22 protein-coding genes and 1 tRNA gene are annotated in these 23,930 nt (G+C 50.9%); 14 read left to right on the plus strand and 9 right to left on the minus strand.

Annotated features, from left to right (window positions below; genetic code table 11):
* Positions 1 to 44: 44 nt before the first annotated feature.
* Genes hisF through hisB form a run of 4 tightly spaced genes read right to left on the minus strand, consistent with a single transcriptional unit; the run spans position 45 to position 2,825 of the window.
* Complete coding sequence (gene hisF, locus BTJ40_RS21160; RefSeq protein ID WP_108734940.1) at positions 45 to 806, minus strand: imidazole glycerol phosphate synthase subunit HisF; 762 nt, start codon at positions 804 to 806, stop codon at positions 45 to 47.
* On the minus strand, positions 806 to 1,537 hold the full coding sequence (hisA, locus tag BTJ40_RS21165; RefSeq protein WP_108734941.1) for a 1-(5-phosphoribosyl)-5-[(5-phosphoribosylamino)methylideneamino]imidazole-4-carboxamide isomerase: 732 nt from the start codon (positions 1,535 to 1,537) through the stop codon (positions 806 to 808). The genes hisF and hisA overlap by 1 nt, the downstream gene beginning before the upstream one ends.
* A 47-nt stretch (positions 1,538 to 1,584) precedes the next feature.
* Complete coding sequence (gene hisH, locus BTJ40_RS21170) at positions 1,585 to 2,238, minus strand: imidazole glycerol phosphate synthase subunit HisH (RefSeq protein ID WP_108734942.1); 654 nt, start codon at positions 2,236 to 2,238, stop codon at positions 1,585 to 1,587.
* Complete coding sequence (gene hisB, locus BTJ40_RS21175; RefSeq protein ID WP_108734943.1) at positions 2,238 to 2,825, minus strand: imidazoleglycerol-phosphate dehydratase HisB; 588 nt, start codon at positions 2,823 to 2,825, stop codon at positions 2,238 to 2,240. The genes hisH and hisB overlap by 1 nt, the downstream gene beginning before the upstream one ends.
* A 101-nt stretch (positions 2,826 to 2,926) precedes the next feature.
* Here hisB and BTJ40_RS21180 point away from each other — a divergent pair, with 101 nt between their 5' ends.
* The 8 genes from BTJ40_RS21180 (at position 2,927) to BTJ40_RS21220 (ending at position 11,747) form a co-directional block, all read left to right on the plus strand.
* A complete protein-coding gene (locus tag BTJ40_RS21180; RefSeq protein ID WP_157954186.1) occupies positions 2,927 to 3,241 on the plus strand; it encodes a hypothetical protein in 315 nt (104 codons plus the stop codon).
* An 80-nt stretch (positions 3,242 to 3,321) separates the two neighbouring features.
* Entirely contained in the window at positions 3,322 to 5,427 is a 2,106-nt protein-coding gene (locus BTJ40_RS21185; RefSeq protein WP_108734945.1) for a TonB-dependent receptor, read from the plus strand.
* A 165-nt stretch (positions 5,428 to 5,592) separates the two neighbouring features.
* A complete protein-coding gene (locus BTJ40_RS21190; RefSeq protein WP_108734946.1) occupies positions 5,593 to 7,752 on the plus strand; it encodes an AsmA family protein in 2,160 nt (719 codons plus the stop codon).
* A gap of 373 nt (positions 7,753 to 8,125) precedes the next feature.
* The gene (locus BTJ40_RS21195) at positions 8,126 to 8,653 is read left to right on the plus strand and encodes a hypothetical protein (protein WP_108734947.1); all 528 of its coding nucleotides are present in this window, start codon (positions 8,126 to 8,128) and stop codon (positions 8,651 to 8,653) included.
* A gap of 798 nt (positions 8,654 to 9,451) precedes the next feature.
* On the plus strand, positions 9,452 to 10,537 hold the full coding sequence (mutY, locus tag BTJ40_RS21205) for an A/G-specific adenine glycosylase (protein ID WP_108735383.1): 1,086 nt from the start codon (positions 9,452 to 9,454) through the stop codon (positions 10,535 to 10,537).
* 15 nt (positions 10,538 to 10,552) lie between these two features.
* Positions 10,553 to 10,828 carry an oxidative damage protection protein gene (locus tag BTJ40_RS21210; protein ID WP_108734949.1) on the plus strand — a complete coding sequence of 92 codons (276 nt, stop codon included), beginning with the start codon at positions 10,553 to 10,555 and terminating at the stop codon, positions 10,826 to 10,828.
* A 126-nt stretch (positions 10,829 to 10,954) separates the two neighbouring features.
* Positions 10,955 to 11,030: transfer RNA gene (locus BTJ40_RS21215), tRNA-Phe, on the plus strand.
* A 378-nt stretch (positions 11,031 to 11,408) separates the two neighbouring features.
* Complete coding sequence (locus tag BTJ40_RS21220) at positions 11,409 to 11,747, plus strand: hypothetical protein (RefSeq protein WP_108734950.1); 339 nt, start codon at positions 11,409 to 11,411, stop codon at positions 11,745 to 11,747.
* A gap of 835 nt (positions 11,748 to 12,582) precedes the next feature.
* Here the strand turns inward: BTJ40_RS21220 and BTJ40_RS21225 are convergent.
* Entirely contained in the window at positions 12,583 to 13,134 is a 552-nt protein-coding gene (locus tag BTJ40_RS21225; protein WP_108734951.1) for a nuclear transport factor 2 family protein, read from the minus strand.
* A 603-nt stretch (positions 13,135 to 13,737) separates the two neighbouring features.
* Here BTJ40_RS21225 and BTJ40_RS21230 point away from each other — a divergent pair.
* The gene (locus tag BTJ40_RS21230; protein WP_108734952.1) at positions 13,738 to 14,175 is read left to right on the plus strand and encodes a DUF1810 domain-containing protein; all 438 of its coding nucleotides are present in this window, start codon (positions 13,738 to 13,740) and stop codon (positions 14,173 to 14,175) included.
* Between the two features lie 12 nt (positions 14,176 to 14,187).
* Here the strand turns inward: BTJ40_RS21230 and BTJ40_RS21235 are convergent, their stop codons facing one another.
* The 3 genes from BTJ40_RS21235 to BTJ40_RS21245 form a co-directional block, all read right to left on the minus strand.
* Positions 14,188 to 15,525, minus strand: coding sequence for a dicarboxylate/amino acid:cation symporter (locus tag BTJ40_RS21235; RefSeq protein WP_108734953.1), 1,338 nt, complete (start codon positions 15,523 to 15,525; stop codon positions 14,188 to 14,190).
* 189 nt (positions 15,526 to 15,714) lie between these two features.
* Positions 15,715 to 16,695 (minus strand): YHYH protein, encoded by a 981-nt coding sequence (locus BTJ40_RS21240; protein WP_108734954.1) that lies wholly within the window; start codon positions 16,693 to 16,695, stop codon positions 15,715 to 15,717.
* A 56-nt stretch (positions 16,696 to 16,751) separates the two neighbouring features.
* Positions 16,752 to 17,783, minus strand: a complete 1,032-nt coding sequence (locus tag BTJ40_RS21245; RefSeq protein WP_238152087.1) for a LysR family transcriptional regulator — start codon at positions 17,781 to 17,783, stop codon at positions 16,752 to 16,754.
* A gap of 1 nt (position 17,784) precedes the next feature.
* On the opposite strand from BTJ40_RS21245, the gene BTJ40_RS21250 reads away from it, so the two are divergent.
* The 4 genes from BTJ40_RS21250 (at position 17,785) to BTJ40_RS21265 (ending at position 21,676) form a co-directional block, all read left to right on the plus strand.
* A complete protein-coding gene (locus BTJ40_RS21250) occupies positions 17,785 to 18,699 on the plus strand; it encodes a CmcJ/NvfI family oxidoreductase (RefSeq protein ID WP_108734955.1) in 915 nt (304 codons plus the stop codon).
* 65 nt (positions 18,700 to 18,764) lie between these two features.
* On the plus strand, positions 18,765 to 20,096 hold the full coding sequence (locus tag BTJ40_RS21255; RefSeq protein ID WP_108734956.1) for an aldehyde dehydrogenase: 1,332 nt from the start codon (positions 18,765 to 18,767) through the stop codon (positions 20,094 to 20,096).
* Between the two features lie 34 nt (positions 20,097 to 20,130).
* Positions 20,131 to 20,928, plus strand: a complete 798-nt coding sequence (locus tag BTJ40_RS21260; protein WP_108734957.1) for a 2OG-Fe(II) oxygenase — start codon at positions 20,131 to 20,133, stop codon at positions 20,926 to 20,928.
* A gap of 106 nt (positions 20,929 to 21,034) precedes the next feature.
* Positions 21,035 to 21,676 (plus strand): DUF6058 family natural product biosynthesis protein, encoded by a 642-nt coding sequence (locus BTJ40_RS21265; RefSeq protein WP_108734958.1) that lies wholly within the window; start codon positions 21,035 to 21,037, stop codon positions 21,674 to 21,676.
* Between the two features lie 34 nt (positions 21,677 to 21,710).
* Here BTJ40_RS21265 and BTJ40_RS21270 read toward each other — a convergent pair whose 3' ends face one another.
* The gene (locus BTJ40_RS21270) at positions 21,711 to 22,358 is read right to left on the minus strand and encodes an SOS response-associated peptidase family protein (protein WP_108734959.1); all 648 of its coding nucleotides are present in this window, start codon (positions 22,356 to 22,358) and stop codon (positions 21,711 to 21,713) included.
* Between the two features lie 589 nt (positions 22,359 to 22,947).
* Between BTJ40_RS21270 and BTJ40_RS21275 the strand changes: the two genes are divergently transcribed.
* A complete protein-coding gene (locus BTJ40_RS21275) occupies positions 22,948 to 23,919 on the plus strand; it encodes a right-handed parallel beta-helix repeat-containing protein (protein ID WP_157954187.1) in 972 nt (323 codons plus the stop codon).
* Positions 23,920 to 23,930: the final 11 nt, after the last annotated feature.

Consider the following 23,930-nt stretch of genomic DNA (forward strand, 5'->3'; position numbering starts at 1 on the left):
GAGTGCGGCGGGCCCTGGGCCCGCCGTGCAAGACCTACACCTACCTACAACCGCATTTCAATCCCTGCGCTGTGCATAAACGCTTTCGCCTCGGCAATGGTGTATTCGCCAAAGTGGAAGATACTCGCAGCCAATACCGCATCCGCACCGCCGTGCAATACGCCATCCGCAAGGTGCTGTAGATCTCCCACACCACCGGAAGCAATGACTGGCACTTGAACCGCCTCAGTAACCGCCCGGGTCAGGGCCAGGTCAAAACCGTTCTTGGTGCCGTCGCGATCCATACTGGTCAGCAGGATTTCACCGGCGCCATATTCGGCCATCTGCCGGGCCCAGGCCACAGTATCAATGCCAGTGGGCTGGCGACCGCCGTGGGTAAAAATCTCCCAGCGGCCCTCTCCCACCTGCTTGGCATCAATCGCCACTACAATACACTGGCTGCCAAAGCGCTCGGCGGCCTCGCGTACAAACTCGGGATTTTTCACTGCCGCTGAATTGATTGCAGTCTTGTCCGCACCGGCATTCAGCAGATTGCGGATATCTTGCAAGGTACGCACACCGCCGCCGACAGTGAGGGGGATAAACACCTCGTGGGCCATTTTCTCCACGGTGTGCAGGATGGTATCGCGCTGTTCGTGGGTGGCGGTGATATCGAGGAAAGTGACTTCATCCGCGCCCGCTTCGTTGTAGCGGCGGGCAATTTCCACCGGGTCGCCGGCATCGCGGATATCGACAAAGTTAACGCCCTTCACCACGCGGCCGTTGTCCACATCCAGACAGGGAATAATACGTTTCGCCAGAGCCATTATTTGTTCCGTTGGTCGCAAAGCTGCTGCGCTTCGCGCAGGTTCAACTTGTCTTCATAGATCGCCCTGCCGGTAATCGCACCGTAGATTTCACCGGCATTCAACAGCTGTTCGATATCCTCGATGCTGCTGACACCGCCAGAGGCAATAATAGGCACCTGCACTGCGCGGGCCATTTCCAGGGTCGCCTCAATATTGACGCCCTGCATCATGCCATCGCGAGCAATATCCGTATAAACAATAGAGCTGACGCCACAATCAGCAAAGCGCTTGGCCAGTTCTGTCGCCTTCAGCTCGGAGACCTCAGCCCAGCCTTCGGTAGCCACCAAGCCATCTTTGGCATCAAGTCCAACAATAATATGGCCCTCGAACTCGCGACACGCCTCTTCCACCAGCTTGGGATTTTTTACCGCCGCAGTGCCGATAATCCCCCACTGCACACCGGCATCCAGATAGCGCTCGACAGTGTGCAAATCGCGAATGCCTCCGCCAATTTGCACCGGTAAATCGGGAAACTGTTTGGCGATAGCAGTTACCGCTTCACCGTTCACCGGATTGCCGGCGAAGGCACCATTCAGGTCCACCAGGTGCAGGCGCTTGGCTCCCTCGTTCACCCAATGCTGGGCTGTCGCCAGGGGATCATCGGAAAATATAGTGGCATCATCCATCTCGCCCTGGCGCAGGCGCACGCATTGGCCGTCTTTTAAATCAATCGCGGGAATTACAATCATGTCTTTTCTTACGTCGGCAGTATTTCAGTGTGATCGGTGAGCGGGGCCTATTGAGCCCGGCCGTTCCAGTGGACAAAATTCTTTAGCAGCTGCAAGCCAGCCTCGGCACTCTTCTCCGGGTGGAACTGGGTGGCGAAGATATTCTCCCTGGCAACTGCGGCAGCCAGGGGAATGCCGTACTCGGTTTGCCCAGCAATATCCGGATTTTCAGCAGCCGGCACATAGTAACTGTGGACAAAGTAGAAACGGCTGCCATCGGCAATATCGGCCCACATAGGGTGCGCCTGCCGCTGCTGAACACTGTTCCAGCCCATATGGGGCACCTTGAGCCGTTCGGCAATCTGCGCCGAGGGAATGTTGTCACCGAAGAACTTCACCGGCTCCGGGAAAATCCCCAGGCAATCAACGCCATTATTCTCCTCGCTGTGGTGCATCATGATCTGCATACCCACACAAATGCCCAGCACCGGGGTGCCCGCACTGATGGCCTCACGAAGCAGCGGCGAAAAACCCGCATCGACAAACCCTGCCATACAATCCCGAATGGCACCCACACCGGGCACCACCAGGCGCTCTGCGCCCTCAGCCTGCTCCGGCGTCTGCGCCAGCACCACCTCAGCCTCCGGCGCCACCTTGTTCAGGGCGCTGGCCACCGAGTGCAGGTTGCCCATACCGTAATCGAGTACTGCGACCTTACCCATCACAAGACTCCTTTGGTGGAGGGCATGGTGCCGGCCATACGGGGGTCCGGGGTCAACGCCATACGCAAGGCGCGACCAAAGGCCTTAAATACAGTTTCCACCTGATGGTGAGCGTTGTGGCCACGCAGGCAATCAATATGTACGGTTACCAGCGCGTGGTTAACAAAGCCCTGGAAGAATTCGTAAAACAGTTCGGTATCAAAGTTGCCGATCCGCTTCTGTGTGAAAGGCACATCCATAACCAGGCCGGGCCGGCCGGAGAAATCGATTACGACCCGAGAGAGCGCCTCATCCAATGGGACGTAGCTGTGGCCGTAACGGGTCATCCCCTTTTTATCTCCCAGCGCTTCGGTAATGGCTTTGCCCAGGGTAATGCCGATATCTTCCACCGTATGGTGGTCATCGATATGGATATCGCCATCGCAGCTAATGTCCATGTCGATCATGCCGTGGCGGGCAATTTGATCGAGCATATGCTCCAGGAAAGGAACCCCAGTCGCGAACTTGCCATGGCCTTGGCCGTCCAGGTTAACGCTGACTTGAATCTTGGTTTCCAGGGTGTCACGAGTGACGCTAGCTGTACGCATCGAAAGCGATCCTTATTTGCACGATAAGACAGAGGGCGCAAATTATAGGATGAATGACACTCCCTGTGGTTCTCTAGTGTCAGATGAAACTTGATTCGTAATTGTTTAGCCCTATCATGCACCGCATGGTTACTCTAAAGCGCCGAAAATCCCATTACTGGGCCAGCCTGTTCCTGTTACTCGCCGTAGTAGCAGCTCAGCCGCTGTGGGCGGAGCACTTCCACCTGGGCAACACCCAGGTAGAGATGTGTGACCTGTGCTGCATGCATTCACCGGCAGCACTCGGCAGCGAGCCATTGCTCGTACAGGCTGAGCCCCAAAGTCACTATGTACGGCCCTCTGCGCCAACAGCTCACAATTGTCAGCCAGAGCGCCAGAGTGCTCGCGCCCCTCCCTTCTCCTTGTCACTCAGCTAACAAAAAAACCGATAATTTTTTAGTGAATGCCCGCGCTGGACGCGTATGGCATTGTCCGCCTGTGACAGGATTAAAAACCAATGACTAAGTTCAATACTTTGGCCCTGGCTATTGCCAGCTTGGCCGTACCCGCTATTTGCGCCGCAGAAGAAAGTAACAAACTGGAAGAAGTTAACGTAACCGTGTCCCCTCTGGATAAGCCTGCCGACGCAGTAGCTGCCCCGGTATCGGTGCTCTCCGGCGAGACCCTGCGCAAAGCCGCTTCCGCCACCCTGGGCGAAACCCTGAAGAACCAGCCGGGAGTGACCAACGCCTCCTTTGGCAGTGGCGTGGGCCTGCCGGTTATTCGCGGCCAGAGCGCCAACCGGGTGAAGATCCTGAACGACAACCTGGATGTCTCTGACGCCTCCAACACCAGCGCCGATCACGCCGCCAGTATCGAACCCCTGCTGGCCGAGCGCATCGAGATTCTGCGCGGACCTGCGGCACTGCGCTACGGCAGCGGCGCTATCGGTGGAGTGGTAAATATTATCGACGGCCGCATCCCCACCGAAGTGCCCGAGGAAGTTGAAGGCGCGGTTGAGATGCGCCACGACACCGCCAACAGCCAGGATGCCTCGGTATTCCGCTTTACCGGCGGTGCCGGGCAGCTGGCCTGGTACTTCGACGGTGTCTACCGCGAAAATGACGATACCGAAATTCCCGGCCTCGCTATTGTCGAGCACGAGGAACACGAAGAGCACGACGAGGACGAAGGCGAGCACGAGGAAGAATTCAACACCGACGGCTACGTCGGCAACACCAACGCCCGCGCCCACAGCTACAGCGGTGGAGTTTCCTGGATTACTGAAAGTGGCTATATCGGCCTCTCAGTAAACAAGCTGGAAAACAACTACGGTATCCCCCTCGGCACTCACGAGCACCACCACGAAGAGGAGGAGCACGACGAGGACGATCACGAGGAACATGAAGAGCATGAGGAGGAGAGCGAAGTCGAAGCTGTGCGTATCGATATGGCGCAGACTCGCTACGACCTCAAAGGCGAGCACCGCTTCAACAGCAACTATTGGGACAAGCTGCGCCTGCGTATCGGCTATAACGACTATGAGCACGTAGAGCTGGAAGAAGGTGAACCCGGTACCCGCTTTACCAATGAAGCCTGGGAAAGTCGCTTGGAGATCACCCACGACAACGATAGTGAGTGGCGTGGTGCCTACGGCCTGCAATTGTCCGACAAAGACTTTGCTGCAGTGGGCGACGAAGCCTTTATCCAACCCTCCCGCACCCGCAGCGCCGGCCTCTTCACCATGAAGGAACGCGAGTGGGGCAACTGGCACCTGGACCTGGGCGCGCGTATTGAGCTTGTCGATATCGATCCGGAGACCGCAGAGGATCGCGACTTCAATCTGTTCAGCACCAGTGCCACTCTGCAGTACTTCCTGCAAGAGCACCAACACATCAGCGTCGGCGCCACCCACTCCGAGCGCGCCCCGGTAGCCGAAGAGCTGTTCGCCGACGGTGAGCACCTGGCCGAGTCGCGCTACCTGATCGGTAACAGCGACCTGGACAAAGAACGCTCCTTAAACCTGGAACTGGGCTATCACCACCACAACGAAGCGGCCAGCGGATGGCATGCAGCGCAGATTGAAGCCAGCGTCTTCTACAACCGCATCGGCGACTACATCTATTCGCAGAATACCGGCCTTGAGTACGAAGAAGAGCTGCCCATTTACGCCTATGCCAATCGCGATGCCACCTTCTACGGTGCTGAAGCCTCGGTGAAATTTCCCCTGCGCAGCAACTTCTACCTGACTCTGTTTGGCGACGTTGTGCGCGCAAGCTTCGACGAAGATATCGCCGGTGAAAGTTCCGACGTGCCGCGCATGCCTCCCCTGCGCCTGGGTCTCGCTTTGGGAGCGGAATACGAACAGTGGGGCTGGGAGTGGCGCACCACTGAAGCTGCGGACCAGGATCGCGCCGGCGCCTACGAAGAGGAAACCGACGGCTATACCCGCATGGACCTGAGTGCCCACTACAACTTCAATATCGGCAGCAGCGACGTGGTGATCTTCGCCAGCGCCCGCAACCTGCTCGACGAAGAAATTCGCAACTCCACCTCACTACTGCGCGACTACGCTCCTGAAGCCGGTCGCAGCGTCGAAGCCGGTGTGCGGTTTATTTTCTAATAAACACCTGCTTCAATGGCCCCGCAGCGCTTTCCCAGCCTCGCGGGGCTGCATCTCCTACAATTCCGGCATAACCTATTTGTAGAAGTGCGCGGGAACATCGAGCCGCGCTGCGGCGTCATATGCGTGACACCACACGACAAATACACAGGGACAATGCTCTCCATGGCCTGGATAAAGCGCACTTTTATCGCACTTTTAATCGTTTTCCTGCTACTCGCTGGCGCCGTCGCCTGGCTGTTAGCAGGACTCGACATCAACCAATACAAACCCCAGTTAGAAAAACTCGCTGCCAAACAGGGCATCTCCCTGCAACTGGAAGGTGATATCGGCTGGCAGCTGTGGCCCAAGCTCGGCCTGCAACTTGAAGATGTACAGCTGGCACCATTAAAGCTACCAAAACAAACTCTGGTGAAAGCAGAAAAAATTGCCATTGGCGTGGCCCTCAAGCCACTACTGCAACGCAAAGTAGAGGCCGAAGAGATAGTCCTGGTAGCTCCGCAAATTGAGCTCACCGTCGACAAAGAAGGGCGCGGCAACTGGGAGCTGATCAGCGAGGCCCTGGAAGCTCAGAGCAAGCAACCTCCCAAACTCTCCATCCCCAAGGAACAGGAAGAGCCATCACAACAACAGGTCGACCTGAGCCTGCAAAAGCTGCGTATCGATAAGGGCGTGGTGCTCTACAGCGATGCCCAGACCAACAAAGAGTACAAAGTCCAAGACCTGCAGGTAAGCGTTATTAACCTGGTGCCGGGTGGCGAGCCGGGCAAACTCACGGCCGCAGCAGACCTTACCGGCAGCGACCTCAAACACCCGCTGAAGCTAAAAATTGACAGCACCCTCGCCCTGGATGAGGGCCTCAATGGGCTGCGCCTGCAACCGCTACAAGTAGACCTCACCTCTGAGAACAGCGCCAAGGCCAGCCTGCATATGCGCGGCTACCTGCGCAGGGACAGCAACACCCAACCCTGGCGTATACAACTAAACGTTAACGCCAATGCCGACCCTCTGCGCCCCTGGTTTGAACTGACGGGCACGGAAATCGATACCCGCGATAAAGCAGCACTGCAAAAGCTGAGTATTGAAGCGAGTGTGGAAGGTACCGAGCAAAAGCTCGACCTGACACCGCTGCAACTGAAACTGGACGACGTCACCTTTAGCGGCAACGCCCAATTGCGCAACGCAGAAATGCCAGGGCTAGACCTGAACCTGCGCGGCGGCGCCTTTAACCTGGATAACTATCTACCCCCTTCGACCGAAGATGAGGCTGGAGCCGCTTCGGCGGAACAAACCGAGGGAGTGGAAGCACAGAGTGCGCAGGCTCCTGCCGCTGAAGGCAAAAAGCAGGGAGAGCAGGCGGCACAGAGCGATCAAACTGAAACCGCAGAAAAACCAAAAAGAACAGTAGCTGCCAAGCCGCCCGCGGCAGAACCCCTGCCACTGAGCGACCTGCGCGGCTTCAACGCCAATATCAGCCTGGCACTGGACCAACTGCAAGCCGCTGACCTGCAAATGGACAGCCCGGAAATCCAACTCACTGTGGATAACGGCCTCTACCGCCTGCAAAAATTGAGCGCCGACATCTATGGTGGCCAGCTGAATACGAATGGCCAGCTCAACGCTCGCGCACAGACCGCCGAGGCGCAAATGCGCGGCGGTCTCACCAATGTGGATATCGGCAAGGTCCAGGCCGCCCTCTTCCCCAGTGAAGACGTCCAGCTGGCTGGGGAAGCCAGCGTTAACTGGAGTGCCAGCACCAAAGGCAAAACAACCACAGCCCTAGAGAAAAACCTGCGCGCCTCCGTTGAGGTTTCCAGTAAGGAAATATCGATTTCTCCATTCAACCTGGAGAAAAACATGTGCCAGCTGTTTAGCTACGCGGAAAATACCGAAATGCCCACCCGAGACTGGCCCAACAGCACCGGACTGCAAGACCTTCGCGCTACCATCGCGGTGAAAGGCGATCAGGTGGATGTGAGCGAAATTCTCGCCGGCATCGAAAATATCGCCCTGACCGGTGACGGAGAGGTGGACTTAAAGAAACAGGACTTCGATTTCAAGCTCGGCCTGGCTCTGGTGGGCGAGAGCACCTCCGCCGACGGCTGTACCGTGCGCAACAAGCGCTGGCGCAATCGCCCGCTGCCGCTGCGCTGCAAGGGTGACTTCGACGATGTGAACATCAGCACCTGCAAACCCGACAGCCGCCGTCTCGACGACTTGCTGCGGGAAGAACTGAAGCACAAAGCCGAAAAGAAATATGGCGATAAAGTTGAAGAAAAGGTCGACGAACTGAAAGAAAAATTGAAAAATCTCTTCGGCCGTTAATCGGAGCCGTGCCGGGCTCCGCCCGGCGCGCAACTCCAGCCCCGATATGCCTCTCCATCCAACCTCGCACTCGCACCAAAACAGCTTCAAAATGCCGCGCTGGCCTGCAATAGCTTATGGTAACGAGGAGAACGGAGCCGGAATAAGCCGCTCAGAGAGCAGTGTTATTACGAGTTAATTCAAGTAGTCAGTAGTGTATGCCTGGGGGCTAGTGATATGGCCGTCAAGGCACCCTAGACCATCCTCTGTCATTTTTATGCAGACGCCTGGCTTTTAGCATCGCGCGACAACTTCCACATTGCTTGCACTTTCTTTCCCCAAAATGAGTCCAGTTTCTATAAAGTCTATTGGTCATAACTAAAAGGAATAATAAATGACTTTACTGAATCCACAACGAAACAATGGTTCCAAGCAGGTGATCACCAAGCTGGTTACTAATGCTGCGAAAAACACGCCTGCGGAGGAGGAGTGGGGTAACAACCACGTTAACTGCTATGCGTGGGCTGCTAACTGCGAGGCCCCACACAAGGGCAAGCCTGACCCCGGCTCCTACTCCAACTATGTCGCGAGCCTGGAAGATGCCAGCCTGATTGAAGGAGCCAAACGTGATGGTATGGCCTATGTGGCCAACGCCCCAGCAAATGACCCACCACCTTTTTCAGAGGGTTGTTACTGTGTTGCCCTATATAAGTCCTCAACCGATCACCACTGGTACCGACGGGACCCGGAAACCGGCTACTGGACTCACAAACCAGGCGCTCATGGGGTGAAAAACTACGGTCCCGGCTTTGTGATTCTGCCCAAGCAGCTGGCAACGGCAAACCATAACTATGGTATGGCTGCCACGAATTATCGCTTTGTGGGCTACTTCTATGTGCCGGAAGAGGGCCTTCAGGTCTGATGGGCTAAGCGGCAGTTTTCATCGCGTCGCCCAGCCAGAGATGGGCAATACAAACTGTGAGGCATGCCCTACCGCATTTCACCTGGATAGCCCAAAGAATGACGTCAGTTCACGCGGGGCACATTCATAACCAGGGTCTGGGGATGCCTCTACCACTAACATTTTCTATTTCGGTGAGCTAGGTAGATCGCCCCCGGTACTAACTGATCAACGCTGATCTGAAAGTGCTGTAACCCCACCACTTTCAACACAATCCGCTGCCCTTGGCTGCTGAATTTAAAGATATAACTATTTTCAGCCTTGCCAGCCCGCTGGCACTTAGAATGGCTGCTAGGGGCACGCGCTAGGTCATGGCTCGACAAACAGGGCACAAAGACCTGCCCTGGCAACAAAGTATCAACACCTAGCGGGTTTGTGTGTCCACAATCGTTTGAAAGTTAGGTATCGAAGCGAGGGTGGAAGGTACCTAGTAATGGCTCTACCTGAAACCTCTGTACAATCACAATTGGACGACATCACCTATAGCGTCAACATGGAAATGCCTGAAATACCAAGATCAGGGGCAAAACCCTCTCAAGCCCTACAATCCCGACAGGCACCGCTACGACAACTTGCTGCGGGAAAAGCCAAAGTACAAAACCGAAAAGAAACTTGGCGATAAAGTTGAAGAAAAGGTCGACGAACTGAAAGAAAAATTGAAAAATCTCTTCGGCCGCTAAGGCCCCGCTAAAGTGCACCGGGGCCCTCCCGGTGCACAACTCCAATGTTCAACCACAGATTCCAGCCCGCAGTATCCCCATGACCCCAAAGCAGTTCCAAAATGCCGTTCTGAAATGGTTCGACAAGCACGGGCGCAAAGACCTGCCCTGGCAGCAGGACATCAACCCCTACCGGGTTTGGGTGTCCGAGATCATGCTGCAGCAGACCCAGGTCACCACAGTGATTCCCTACTTTGAGCGCTTTATGCAGAGCTTTCCCACCTTGGAAAGTCTCGCCCGCGCCCCCCAGGACAAAGTCCTGGCTCACTGGAGCGGCCTCGGCTACTACGCCCGCGCCCGCAACCTGCATAAGTGCGCCCAGACGGTACTGAAGGAATACAGCGGGGAATTTCCCCAGGACGTAGAAGTACTGACCGAATTGAGCGGCATAGGCCGCTCCACCGCTGGCGCTATTGCCAGTATCAGTATGGGGCTCAGGGCGCCGATCCTCGATGGCAACGTCAAACGGGTTCTGGCCCGCTTTCACGCCGTGGAAGGCTGGCCCGGGCAGACCGCGGTTGCCAATCATCTGTGGGAACTGGCAGAGACCTACACCCCGAACAAACGCATTAACGACTACACCCAGGTAATGATGGACCTGGGTGCCACTCTGTGCACCCGCTCCAAACCCCGCTGTGAAGAGTGTCCGGTGAAAAAGTCCTGTATGGCACACGCCCAGGGCAATCCACAGGATTACCCCGGCAAGAAACCGCGCAAGGAAAAGCCGGTGCGCAGCACCACCCTGCTCTTGCTTGAACACAAAGGTGAAATCTATCTGGAACAGCGCCCGCCCAGTGGTATCTGGGGAGGACTCTGGAGCCCACCTGAAGCCGACAATACCAGCGACTGGCTCAAGGCAAAGCGCTGGCGCGCCAGTGACACCCAGACCCTGCCGACCCTGCGTCACACCTTCACTCACTTTCACCTGGATATTTCACCGGTGTGGGTACAATTGAGCAAAGTCCCAGCACAGGTGGCGGAGAGCGGCGCTGGCTGGTATAAACTGCGGCGTTTAAACCGCCCACGCGCGGCCCAGGAGCTGGGGCTACCCGCCCCTATCGTCAAGCTGGCAAAACAACTACTGGCGATGCAGGCTCCCCTGCTCGCCCCGACCGCTGCCGACTAAAACCAGGAGGAGTCCATGTCCAGAACCGTATTCTGCCGCAAGTACCAAGAGGAATTGGAAGGCCTGGATGCACCGCCCTTCCCCGGCCCAAAAGGCATGGACATCTTCGAGAATGTTTCCAGAAAAGCCTGGCAGGAGTGGATGTCCCACCAGACCATGCTGATTAACGAAAAGCACCTGAACATGATGGAGCCTTCAAGCCGCGCATACCTGAGCGAGCAGATGCTGAAGTTCTTAAGTGGCGAGGAATACGACGCAGCCGACGGCTACGTACCGCCGGAACAGCAGTAACACAACGCCTCAAAGCTTCCCCGGCAAAGAAAGAAAACTTTTTTATAATCAAGGGGTTGACTCTGCCCCGGGGAAGGGCTTTAATACGCGCCTCGCGACGCAGGGGAAGCCCGGCAAGATCGCAAAGCCCGGATAGCTCAGTCGGTAGAGCAGGGGATTGAAAATCCCCGTGTCGGTGGTTCGATTCCGCCTCCGGGCACCATATTCAAAAAGCCTCATCCGTAAGGATGGGGCTTTTTTTATGCCCAAAATACTAAAGTAAGTTCGGATGTCCTCAAATTTGACATATCAGTCTATGTAAAAAAAGATATCGGTTCTCACTACCCCAAAAATTATCTCAGTTAATCCTCTAAGCTACATACACCATTCAAGTAAATTTACCCCCTCGTTACCACACCAGAAAGAGCCTTAGCCTCCCCTAATAATAAGAAAAAATGTAAGAGTGAACTTGTACGAAAGTCCAGCCTTTAAAAACTCAATAATTTCCCAGTTTTTTACTTTAGGTTTACTCAACCTAGCAATTAATGAATAATATAAAATTCAGTTTTATATTTCATAGCAAATATTTTATGGGGAACAAATGTTTAAAAAATCAATTGCTGCATTATGTCTATGCCTTTCCAATTTTGCATATGGAGGAAATGATCAAGTACCAATAGATCGTGAAATATACACAATAAAAACATATGAAAGTTTTGCGGTTATTTATTTTAAGCCTGGATTTACCAATACACAGGGCTGCCCAACTACAACTGAAGAGCAAGTCATATTGGAGTTCGAAGATAATACTTCTAAAGAAATGTATTCAGCTCTACTTTCAGCTGCTACAGCAAATAAAAAAGTAGGCTTTGGTATTAGCGGCTGCACCATCCATTCTTTAGGCTATCCAACAATATATCGAGTAGATGTAGATTATTGATGATAATTTCGCTACTTAAAAAAGTAACTTTCCAGTAGCGAAACCTTCATAACTTATGGCTTTGTGAAATTGAAGTACTCAGAATATTTTTAGGCAGTCATTTACCCTTATCAATATCACCAAAAATTCCACAGAAAAGTAATTATTTTTACCTAACCATCGAAAAAGAACGTTTTCACATATAATAACTAACGCAACAGAACAACCCAAGACCAAGCAAATCAAAAAACCTATCGTAAAAAAATTCGAAAATGAACAACGCTAACAACGTTGCCTCCAAACAGACTGAAATAACCCGGGAAAAAACTTATAGCTATCAGCCTAAATATAGATGACTTTATTAACCCCGAGCTCGAATCAAGTCTTATAACAGACTTATTTTTGAACAACTTAATTACCCTGAATTTTTAATTAATTATCAAAAACTGTATGGCAATTATTTAGCCTCTATAGGAATCAACAGCCATTTTCAAACTGTATTACCTAAAAACTTCACCATTTATCTTCGAGATCCTGCTTTATATTTCCATATACAATTCAAATGGCCAAATAAATGTAGCGATTGATGTTATCAGTAATGCGAAAACGTATCTGTTCGAGTTGAATTTAGCTATCTATATAAAAATAGCGGAACCCCTATGATTAGATAGAAAAGATATCTAAACTGCTAATCAAAATCAGCAAGCTTAAAATTTCATAAAGACAATATTGACTTCGAATATACAGTTAAATATTTCGAAAGAATTAAAAAATTAAAATATATAAACAATGACAACATTAATTGAAGCATATAAAGGATCACCCACATTAAAAAATATTAACTTTTGCCCCCCAGTTACTGCCAATCTGTATTTAAAACAGATGCAATACTCAAAGGAACATCTTTACTGGACATTTTTTTAATTTTTAATACATCCAGCGCCTGGCCAACTGGAAGCTGCGAACTTCCCCAAAACTGTCTTGACACATCATTAATATCGAAGGTTTTTAATAATCTATATAAAACCCCATCACGTGCCTCAACGTAATAGTGCATCCAAAAGTCAAATTTGTTCCCTGTTGGAGCAAATATCCCAATTACATTAACATCCAATTCACATAAATTGTTATTCTCTGGGTCAGCTGAATTCGGCCTAAAATTTCCATAATATATTTTATCCAGATCCCACAACATACATGCTGTCATAACAGCATTAAATGTATTCACTGTTTCAAAGCCAACGTAAACTCCACACCAAGGGATTGTGAAGGCGCCTTCCGGTTCAATAATGAACGTAACATCATCATGGAAGGTGCTTCTCCACCCGTCATGATCTTTAGCGAGCCAGGTCTCATAGTTCTTCGTCATAACCTGTCGCGCCACTGAGTCGTATTCAGACTTTGTCATCTCATATTTCTCCTTTCGGGTATTTTGGAAGTAATCTCCTTGTGGACTCAAATCATTTTTCCCTCAACCCCCAACACCTATCTAGTTTAGTTTCATTTCCCTTGAGATAAACTAATAGATATTTTACATATTTATTTCAACACTGAATTAAATCACCATATGCTATTGTCGACAGATAGATATTCACAAATAATTTCAGCAACACTAATGACTGGCAAGACTAAAAACTTAGTAATTAAATATACTATTAGTATTGAAAATGCGACCAATGAAATATCAATTATAAATTCAACAATAAAATACGGGCTGAATCCTACCCTAGTAATTACTTGTTAATAAGAAAAATCAGTATATTCAAAGTTCAGCAGGAAAATTCTATATCTGATACTTTCAATACTGGCTTCCCTTATAGATCAGACATTATCCAGCAATGTACGTCACCTGATTCACCTATGGGCTTGATGAAATCGATCTCACTGAAGTTATGATGAATGTCGAATAATTGTTGAAATGCCGGCCCGCAGGTATTTCACACTCTCGCGCTCATATTTAATACTGCTAACCTTGGGCCTGTTAGGAGATAACAATAAGGAGAGGCAAGGAATGACTCAATTATTTCACCTGGAGCGCTTTGTTACGGCGCAAGATAGCTCTTATGAGAGCGCCTTAAGCGAATTGCACAGCGGACATAAACGCTCACACTGGATGTGGTACATATTTCCGCAGGTCTCCGGCTTGGGGCACAGTGCGACGTCCGAGCATTTCGCGATTAAAAACCTGGAAGAAGCCCGAGCTTATTTGGAACACCCTGTGCTCGGGCCCCGGCTCAAAGAGTGCTGCAGGGAGCTGTTACAGCTGAATAAGCTATCCGCTCACCAAATATTCGGCTCGCCGGATGACGTTAAACTCAAGTCATCCATGACGTTGTTTTCCATTGCAGATCCCACCGACAAGTTATTTGATGAGGTGTTGGAAAAGTACTTTGAGGGACAAAAGGACACTCGTACATTTGAGATCCTGAAAGTCCCTCTCCAACATTAATATCCTCTCAAGTTAAGCAGTTTGGGTAGTCGCTTCCTCCAGCCTATCGCTACCCAGCAGCTTATCCATCACCAAACAAGCAGTCAGGTCTCCGGTGACATTCACTGCTGTACGACACATATCGAGAATCCGATCCACTCCCAGAATCAGTGCAATGCCCTCCGGCGGTACGCCAATGCCGGCCAGAATTGTCGCCAGAATTACGATACCGACGCCCGGTGTACTGGGAGAGCCAATTGAAGCGCCAACAGTAGTCACTGTCAGGCCCACTAGTTGCGCAGTTGTCAGGTCAATACCGTATACCTGGGTTAGGAATACCGCGGCGATTACCTGGTAAAGCGCCGTGCCATCCATATTCACGGTGGCGCCAAGTGGCACGATAAATTTAGCGATGGATGGTTTTACTCCCAAAGGGCTCTCCGCAACACGCATGGATAGGGGCATTACAGCGGCAGAACTGGATGTGGAGAATGCCAGCAGCTGCACTCCGCTAATTCGCTGTAAAAAGGTAACCGGGCCAACTGAGGCGACCAGGGAGACAATGATCAGGTAAAAGCTGAGAAGGATTAGTAGCCCCAGGATCACGGTGCCCACGTACACGGACATCCCGAGAATTGCAGTGAGACCGACGCGAATAGCGATATCTGCCAGGAGACCAAATACGGCCAGGGGCGCAAACAGCATGGCCCAGCCAACCACCTTAAGTGCCACCTCCTGAATAATGCCAAAGGCGTATACCGCTGTTTCCCGCTGCTTCTGCGGCAATAGCATCACTGCAACACCAATAAAAATCGCGTAGACCACCAGCTGCAACATATTGCGCATGGCAATACTTTCGTTGAGGTTGGCGGGAATCAATTCAGCAATACGCTCGGGGAGTGGCTTGGACTCCATAACCTGGGGGGCACTCGCGGCCTGCAACTCGGTAGCGGCGCTAAGCAGGGACTCATCGATATAGTCGCCAGGTTGGATCAACTGGACCAGGATAATCCCGATAATCACCGCAACGGTGGTGGTACCGACAAAGTAGGGGGCGATTCGCAACCCGACACGTTTAAGCTGACTGACATTCCCGCTGCCACTGAGCCCCAGAATGATTGAGGACATAATCAGCGGTATCACCACCATCTGGATCATATTTAGAAAGATGGAGCCCGGCAGCTTAAACCAGCTGGCCAATGCCGCACTGAGATCCTGGCTTACCAGCGCGGCCCCCTCAGGAGATAGCAGCAGGCCAACTGTTAACCCAAGGATCATGGCAATCACTATCTGCATCCAAAGGCGAGTGCGCACCAGCACACCTAGGGATTCAACCATTCGGATCAAATAGAAATTCGTACCATTGCTCATAGTTGGTATTCCGGTTTACCTGAAATAGTTAGAGGAATTATGTCCCAGGGCCATGAAGGAAACCTGACGGTCAGATCAAGTCCGGGGCTTAAATGACAGTTATTTGGCGCTATTTATTGTTACCAGGACCAATAAAGAGCACTGAAACTTACGCCGTCACCGTTAGTTGAAGCAACAATCGGGCCTTAGTTAGCGCCTGGGTGGCCCTGGGGGTCCCCGATGGGAGAAATCGCATTGGCTTTGGTTGCCGGCCAGGGCGCAGCCTCTCTCTCCCATAAGACAGTACAGGATATCGTTTTCTGCAGCGAGGTTGGCGTGGTAGTGATAACCCAGATCGGCAAATTCATGGCCTCGGCATTCATCCAGGTCGTCAGGCTCGCGACCATCGGCATTCTCCCGCGCATAGATCAGGTAGCCATCTATAGCGATACCGACAATCGCAGCATGGCTTGCAGCAGACGGGTAGGCTTGACTGCAACCCAGGGCAGCGTGGTAGTGATAGCCCACATGGGGGTTTACATGACCACCGCAGGCATCCACTGGCGCCAAGGTGTGTGCGCCTAAAATTGCACCGATGGGCGCGCTGATATCAAATTTAACCCCATTAAAAGCGACCCCATAACCGGAAAAACCATCGGGATTCTGCTTTGACTTGGCCTTCTCAGGCTGTACGGGGATCAGGTAGCGGGTATGAAATTCTGGGCCCATATAGCTGGCCAAACACTCCACGCAGTAATTGTTGTATTGCGGTGCCACATCAGGCCGCGCGGCCATCTCGCAGGCCTGCTTCGAATCGGTAACCTTTATCGCCCCGGTTTTGGGATCATATAGGCTCCATTTTGGATCAGAGAAAAAGGTCGCGGCATTTTTAACGAAAGGTCCATCAATCGGCACTATCTGCTGCTTGATAAACATCATACCGCCAGACGTAATTGGGTCGACAACATTGCGTGGGCACCAGGGCCCCATTTTATGTTTGGGTTCAGCCTTTACCACAATCATCCAGCATTGGGTCTTACGCCCCTCAGAGAGGGTGCAATCCACTTTTTTAATTTCCTCAACCAATGCGTCTTTGGCAAATAAGTGGGGGATACCTATTTGCTCGGTAAAATCGGTATGAGCGTAAACAGAAGCGCTTAAAAATATCAGTAGAAAAAATGCTACACGCATGGCGACCACTACCTGAACCCTTGGAATGCTCAAGTTTAGCAGCGCTGCCTCACTCACTAATTACTGGGAAATTGTTGTGCTAACAGGGTGCGAATCCACTTGTGCAAAGGGTCCTGACTACTGCGAGTATGCCAGGCGGCAATCACATCAAACCCCGGGGGCTGTTCGACAATAGGCAGTGTTTTGAGTCGGGGGTCAGGCAACAGTCGCGAGGGCAAAAAGGCAACGGCATTGGTAGAAGCAATGCACTCGGCTGCGGCGGCAAAAGAGGGGACAGACAGCACCACATTGCGCTCCAAACCAAACTGCTCAAACCAACTATCCGCCATGCCCCGCAGATCTCCCCTGGAAGGTGATACCACCAGCTGTGGTAAAGCCGCCAACACTTCCATTTCCAAAGGCTGATTGGCGCTGTGCAGCATATCGGTGTGCTGACAACATACGCAGACGTAGTGCTCTCGATACAACAACATACTGGGACTATTATCCGGCACAAATCCCGGCGTGCTAAACACCAGATCCACTTCACCGGTTTGCAGTTGCTGGGCCATGCGATCAATCTCCAACTTAAGCACCACGACTTTTATATCCGGGGCCTGCTGACGCAGTTGCTTGAGGAGAACCGGCAGTACCACCCGCTGCTCAAAGTCCGTTGCACTGATGGTAAAGATGCCCCGATGCTGTGCCGGATCAAATTCATCCGCACGCAGCAGCGCCGCGACATTATTCAGGATCTCATCCAATTTCGGAGCCAGGCGCTCGGCCAGGGGCGTGGGAATAACACCGTTGCTGGTGCGGATAAACAGCCGGTCATCAAATATTTCCCGCAGGCGTTTCAATTGTTCACTGACTGTTTGCTGGCTCACACCCAGCTGGTCAGCCACCCGGGATAAATTCAGTTCCCGCAAGATAGCGTTCATTAAGCGAAGTTGACGTAACTCCAGCCTCTCCAGTGGGTTCGCCCGATGATTTCTGCTCAAACCTGTATCACTCACAACTGTTACTTGGTTTTCATTGTATCCACGTAACCCTAGCATTGTGAGCAGATTGGCCCGTATGGCATCCACTTCGGTGGGGGGAGAGTTCACTATGCAAACCGCAGCCCGATCCTCCTTTCAGGATCAATTAGTTACAGCAATTATTCACTACGCTGATCCCAGTAGCGATCTGGTGTACGACAAGCGTTCAGAGGGCCCAGGGCCCGCCAATCTGGTCGAGAATGTTATTTCCCAGCAGGTTCATATCTACGATGGTCGCGCCCTGAAAACCGCCGGGGAGCGTTTTCGTCTCGATACCCAGGGATTTGAGCTGGTACGCCCTATGCTCGGCATTAACCTGCGCCAGCTGGATGATGCGCTACACGCGCTGGACCAACCCTCAGGGAGTAGCCCCAGCCCTGAGGAGCGCGACCAGTTGATTCGCACCCAATGGTATCCAGCCATTGAATCCTGGATAGGCGCTCACCTGGGTGCAGCAAAGGTACTGACCTTTGACCACACGTTGCGAGCCCAACCATCGACTGATGCGACACCAGAGCTGAGCCGCAGTCGCCGATCCCCCGTGAAATTGGTGCACAACGACTACACACCCTGGTCCGCAGAGCGCCAGCTAAAGGAAACCCTGGAGGCCCGGGGTTACAAACCCTCAGATTACCCGCGCTACCAGTTTATTAATCTCTGGCTGCCCCTATTGCGCCCGGTGCAGGAGTCGCCGTTGGCAATGGTGGACCTGCGCACTGTCGCCGCCAGTGATTTCCACAATATGCGATTAATTTACCCAGAGCGAAAAGGGCAGATTTCGGTGCTGAGTTTCAACCCGGTTCACCGCTGGATTTGGTTTAGCGATATGCAGCCCGGCGAAGGCGTTTTACTGCGGGTCTTCGATAGCCAGCACCGAGGCGATGTAACCGGTGTTCCCCACTGCGCTTTCGACCTGCCGGGAAGTGCAGGGGCACCCCGTAGAACCAGCCTGGAAATTCGCACTATTGTCCTGTTTGACCAATAACACCAACGCTTTTAAGAAAATACCCGGCCACTCAATAAAGTGGCCGGATTGAGTGAGACCTCATTATGGAAAATATACTTCGATCGATTGATCCACTAACTGGAAAGGCCATCGGATCGCTACCTGTCAGCAAGCCCCAAGATATTCAGGACATGGTGGAGAAAGCCCACAAAGCGCAGCAAGTGTGGTCGAGTAAATCTCTTCAGGAGCGGGTACAACTACTTCAGCAGGCTTACACAAAACTGAATGCGGAAGAGAGAGAGCTGGCACAACTTATCAGCCGTGAAATGGGCAAAGATGCCCGGCGTGCACAGTATGAAGCCGGCGGCGTAGTCCAAGGCGGTGCCTGGTTAGCGGGGGATGCCGGAGAGGCCCTGCGGGCAAAACGCAGTGGCGGTAGCGAAATTCAATATCGACCACTGGGCGTTGTTGCGGTTATCTCCCCCTGGAATTATCCACTTGCCATGGCCAATAACCTGATTGTTCCCGCCCTGGTCGCCGGCAACGCTGTGATTTTGAAACCTTCAGAAGAATCGCCATTGGTCGCTGACTTATTGGTGAAAACACTCAATCAAACCCTGCCCCAAGACATTTTACAAATTGCTCACGGCGATGGCGCCACCGGTGAAGCCCTGGTGAAATCCCCCATCAATATGGTCGCCTTTACGGGATCGCGAACAACGGGCCAGAAAATTATGGCCAATGCCGCTCCGGCATTGAAACGCCTGGTTATGGAGTTGGGTGGCAATGACCCAATGATCGTGTTGCAGAGCGCCAATATTCCCCAGGCTGCACAATTTGCCGTTGGCTCCAGTTTTGAGAATTCAGGCCAGATGTGTACCTCCACAGAGCGTATTTATGTGGACGAAAAAATTGCCGATAAATTCGAAAATGCCGTGGTGGCATTGGCGAAGCAATATCGTGTCGGCGGGTGGCAGGAGCCACAGGTGGATATCGGCCCCTTGGTTAATCACCGCCAACACCAAAAGGTGGTGGAGCATATCCACGATGCCCTGAATAAAGGCGCAAAGCTTCTTTTAGGGGAGCGCGATCCACAGGTGCCGTTTATTCCGCCCACAGTTATCAGTGGTATTCGACCGGGCATGCTGGTGGAAGATGATGAGACTTTTGGGCCTATCGTAGCCATCGACCGCTTTAGCTCAGTGGACGATGTGATCGAGCGGGCCAATAACTCTGTTTACGGTCTCGGTGCGGTTGTGTTTGGTGAAAGCAAACAGGCCGAGCAAGTCGCCAGCCAGCTGCAAGCGGGAATGATTGGCATCAATCAGGGCGCCGGCGGCTCACCTTGGGTGGGCGCCAAGCAAAGTGGCTTTGGCTTCCACGGTGGAGCTGAAGGGCACCGGCAGTTTGCACAAATTACCGTTTTAAACCGCTAAGTCTTTTAAAAATTTTTCTATAGAAGTACAGCAGATGTCCACGACTGAAAGTATTGATACTGTCACCCACTTGGATGACTTTTTTGTTATCGCTCGCGAACCTGGAGCAGAACATCCGGCCCTACCTACCTGGGCAACTCGCAGTAAAAACCCGGCGGCGCTGGCCGAGCAAGCACCGCAAGCGGTTTCACGACGAGATATCGCCGAGGTACCCGGAGCCTTTCAATTGCTCAATGTCTTTTCAAAAGAGGAATGCCAACGGCTCATTGATATCACTGAAGCGGTGGGTTATTTACCGGATGCAGCCGTCTCCCTGCCCCGGGAGGTCCGCCATAACGACAACCTGACCTGGGTGGTTGACGAGGTTACAGAGCGGCTGATCTGGCAGCGATGCCGAGACCTGGCGCAGGACTTAAATGGTTACTTTGGTGGAAGAGAGGCTGTTGGCATCAATCGGCGTTTCCGCTTTTATCGCTATGGTGAGGGAGATTTCTTCCAGTTCCACACCGATGGCGCCTGGCCCGGTAGCCGCATTGACAACAACCAGTTGATCACCAATGGCTTCCCCGATCGCTATAGTGAAATGACGTTTTTAGTACTGCTGAGTGAAGATTTTGAAGGTGGTGCAACCCGATTCAGGGTGAATGCAGATGATCCCCTAAAACAACCCAGTCGGGACTCTTTATTAGACATCGATGTCCGCACACCTGCCGGGGCCGTACTGTGCTTTCCCCATGGAATGCATCCCTTACACAGAATTCATAGCTCTACTCCAATCACCCGAGGAATCAAATATATTATTAGAACGGATATTCTATTCCTGCAGGAATAAATTCTCCAAGACCTGTTAAAAGGGAAAAGATGCTTCGGCTCACATCGAAGTATTAAGTGCTCCAGGCGCTAGAATTTCATTCGATTTCTACCTTGGAGCACATTCAGTGGAATTGCTTAATTATCTGGATAAACACTTCCTAACCAAAGAACAGCTTATTCAGGCTACTCAAATCAGCGAACTACAATTGCAGCGCTACCATGACGAGGGTGTTATGCCAAAGCCCTCTTATAAGCTCAATATTCAATGGGAGTGTGAATCCTTTTTTGGACCCCACTCCGAAAAACAGGCAGTTGAGTACTTTGCAAAAGGCTACGCCAGCTGGATTGGTATCATAGAAGTTAAGCAAGACTTTAACTCTATTTATCAGTGCTTTGCTAATCGATACATGGCTAAAATAGCTCAATTGCGAAATTTAGGATACGAATCCAGCAATCCAAAATTTTCATCCGGAATTTCTCAATATATCGAAGAGGAATGGCAACACTTTATTGAGGGGACTTATGGATTATGTACTCGCAGTGGCCTGCCAGAAGATATAGCAGCAAAGGAGCTGGCTAGCACAGAAATCGATGCACTTCTTGCTCAAGATAATTTAAACCAAAAACAAATACATCGGCTTAATCGCTTTGTAGGTCTTCTAGATGAAACCAGCGCATATTTTGCACCTCACGAAAGAAGTGTAAGTTCAAGAACGAAGCTAATTGATATACCACGCCGGGAGTACAATTTGGATTGTGCAATTTAAATTTTTCTATACCCCAATATCCCAGGGAAAATAATTATTCAATTACGGGGATAGGGTCCCCGATATACTCCGTAGAAATTGCCCTGAGCAAAGGATGAGCCGTAAGTATTTTCCCCGAGTACTCAATGGATGGTTTCAGGAATGAGCTAAAATCTTCTGTCCCCCCCGCACAATTTAACCAGGACTCTACAAAATCTGGGCGATTGGGTGCAATCATGGGAAGCGACTTTTCGTGGTAGCGCCTTGTGGCAGGGTGAGAGTCCAAAGTAATGATTGAGCAGCTTAATAATTTCTCCCAAACTTTATACAAACCACAAAAGAAAAAAGGCTCACCATAACTGAATTCCACCGGGTTCTTACCACCCTGACTTTCCACCCAGGCTGTAGCGGGTATTAAACAGCGAGACTTGCGGTATTCCGGTCTGGAGTTCAATTTTTTCCAATTACTGTTGATGGACCAGTATTTTTTATGGGGCCGCCAAGTATCACCATGTCTCTCAAGGTAGAGATGCCAAATGGCGTTTTCTATTTCAGGAGTACCCTTCCTTGTAGTTACGATAGACACCTGCTGGGTGGGCCTCCGGCGTCTACCGTAAATCATATCTCCGGCACCCCGAATACCATAGGTATCGAGAAAGCGTTCCATGCCAGCATGATCACTCACATCGAAGACACTACACACCCAAAATCTCCCGTTTTAGTCTAGTTACCTGAAAGAGTTTTCTCAGTATGCTCTGCCAGCCATCCCAAGCTACTCTCGATTCCCCTCATCTGGCATAAGGTTAGCTCCAGCTCCTTACGCAGATCCACTCCGACGGCAACAGAAAACCTCCTTACGTATCTTTCATAGTTCAAAATACTAATCGCATACATGGGGCGGTTGTCATAACTGGATCTATAGCGGCAAATTCTTATGGGTTCATTATCAAAAACTATAATTCTTGGACGCATAATAACCCACCTCAAATACTGTATAAAAACACAGTATATCTTGAGCCAATACAGACCTGTCAAGCCGATAAGGAGCTGGCGCGCTATCAACTTCTAAAGGCGTCAAATAGTTTTATCTTATGAGGACAGTAATGAATAATTGGCGCAAAGATTAATAATGAATCACTACCAAATCTAGAATCCTTATAAGGATTAGAAAAAGATTTCATTTGAATATTATCCAGGCGAGATAAAAGCAATTTAAAATTCTAAAAATTTTACTAGCAGCAAAATCGTGTAAAGCCCCTTTACTTATAAATCCGCCTCGCGAGGTATTCATGATGAACAAACTTAAATTGTACGCGACGGCTATATTTTCTGAATTATTCATTCCATTGTCAGCAGTCGCCGTTGAATGTGGTGATACTATTACTTCACCAACCACACTGACAGAGGATCTTATTTGTGCAGTAACAGAGCAAGATCAGGTGGTTTTAACTGTAGAAGGCCCCTCTGGGTTACTGGATATGGGCGGCTATCAACTCACCTGCATTGATGAGGATAATCTAGCAGAAGCAGCAATACTTCTTAATGGTACTGGCGCGCAGGTATTTAACGGATCTGTTACCGGGTGTCGTGATGGTATAGTTGCCTTAGGTGAAGGGTCTCATAGCATTTACTCCATGACTCTTACCGATATGTTTGGTGATTTAATTTATGTGGAAACCAATAATACCGTAGTCAGAGACAATACCCTTTCCATAACTCAAAGTGGGGACGGCGCAGAGCTTCGTGGAGATTACAATACCGTAACTCGAAACACTATTATCGACATTGATAATTCAGGTATTGAATTAAGAGGATTATTTAATAACATCAGTTTTAACACTATCAGCGGTAGTGGTAATCAAGGCATTGAGGTAAATGGACAGTTCACCAATGTATTTTCAAATATTGTTACCGATGGGTTAAATGATGGAATTGCCGTAGGGGAGGGCGATGAATTTGATAATGCAGACTTTCCTACGGTATCCCTAAATCATGTATCAGGAAATGTCGGCTTGGGTATTCCCGTCAGGCTAACTTCCAATACTTTAATCACACAAAATGTTGTGGAAAGTAATACAGAAGGCGGTATTGGTATATTTATTGAGGGTAGTGAATTCAATAAAATTGTTCGAAATACATCCCTGAATAACTCTCCCTACGACCTGGAGGACGATACCGATCCCGGCGATTGTAGCGGAACCAATACCTGGGTATTTAATACCTTTGCAACGGCAGAGCCTGCCTGGAATAAGGTAAACCTTTGAAACGGTAGATA

Origin of the sequence: Microbulbifer sp. A4B17 (assembly GCF_003076275.1) — a bacterium.
Lineage (GTDB): Bacteria > Pseudomonadota > Gammaproteobacteria > Pseudomonadales > Cellvibrionaceae > Microbulbifer.

What these genes read in the sequence shown, in the direction of transcription:
- hisF (WP_108734940.1), bottom strand. Translation starts at nt 806, where the DNA reads ATGGCTCTGGCGAAACGTATTATTCCCTGTCTGGATGTGGACAACGGC.
- hisA (WP_108734941.1), bottom strand. Translation starts at nt 1,537, where the DNA reads ATGATTGTAATTCCCGCGATTGATTTAAAAGACGGCCAATGCGTGCGC.
- hisH (WP_108734942.1), bottom strand. Translation starts at nt 2,238, where the DNA reads ATGGGTAAGGTCGCAGTACTCGATTACGGTATGGGCAACCTGCACTCG.
- hisB (WP_108734943.1), bottom strand. Translation starts at nt 2,825, where the DNA reads ATGCGTACAGCTAGCGTCACTCGTGACACCCTGGAAACCAAGATTCAA.
- BTJ40_RS21185 (WP_108734945.1), top strand. Translation starts at nt 3,322, where the DNA reads ATGACTAAGTTCAATACTTTGGCCCTGGCTATTGCCAGCTTGGCCGTA.
- BTJ40_RS21190 (WP_108734946.1), top strand. Translation starts at nt 5,593, where the DNA reads ATGGCCTGGATAAAGCGCACTTTTATCGCACTTTTAATCGTTTTCCTG.
- BTJ40_RS21195 (WP_108734947.1), top strand. Translation starts at nt 8,126, where the DNA reads ATGACTTTACTGAATCCACAACGAAACAATGGTTCCAAGCAGGTGATC.
- mutY (WP_108735383.1), top strand. Translation starts at nt 9,452, where the DNA reads ATGACCCCAAAGCAGTTCCAAAATGCCGTTCTGAAATGGTTCGACAAG.
- BTJ40_RS21210 (WP_108734949.1), top strand. Translation starts at nt 10,553, where the DNA reads ATGTCCAGAACCGTATTCTGCCGCAAGTACCAAGAGGAATTGGAAGGC.
- BTJ40_RS21220 (WP_108734950.1), top strand. Translation starts at nt 11,409, where the DNA reads ATGTTTAAAAAATCAATTGCTGCATTATGTCTATGCCTTTCCAATTTT.
- BTJ40_RS21225 (WP_108734951.1), bottom strand. Translation starts at nt 13,134, where the DNA reads ATGACAAAGTCTGAATACGACTCAGTGGCGCGACAGGTTATGACGAAG.
- BTJ40_RS21230 (WP_108734952.1), top strand. Translation starts at nt 13,738, where the DNA reads ATGACTCAATTATTTCACCTGGAGCGCTTTGTTACGGCGCAAGATAGC.
- BTJ40_RS21235 (WP_108734953.1), bottom strand. Translation starts at nt 15,525, where the DNA reads ATGAGCAATGGTACGAATTTCTATTTGATCCGAATGGTTGAATCCCTA.
- BTJ40_RS21240 (WP_108734954.1), bottom strand. Translation starts at nt 16,695, where the DNA reads ATGCGTGTAGCATTTTTTCTACTGATATTTTTAAGCGCTTCTGTTTAC.
- BTJ40_RS21250 (WP_108734955.1), top strand. Translation starts at nt 17,785, where the DNA reads ATGCAAACCGCAGCCCGATCCTCCTTTCAGGATCAATTAGTTACAGCA.
- BTJ40_RS21255 (WP_108734956.1), top strand. Translation starts at nt 18,765, where the DNA reads ATGGAAAATATACTTCGATCGATTGATCCACTAACTGGAAAGGCCATC.
- BTJ40_RS21260 (WP_108734957.1), top strand. Translation starts at nt 20,131, where the DNA reads ATGTCCACGACTGAAAGTATTGATACTGTCACCCACTTGGATGACTTT.
- BTJ40_RS21275 (WP_157954187.1), top strand. Translation starts at nt 22,948, where the DNA reads ATGAACAAACTTAAATTGTACGCGACGGCTATATTTTCTGAATTATTC.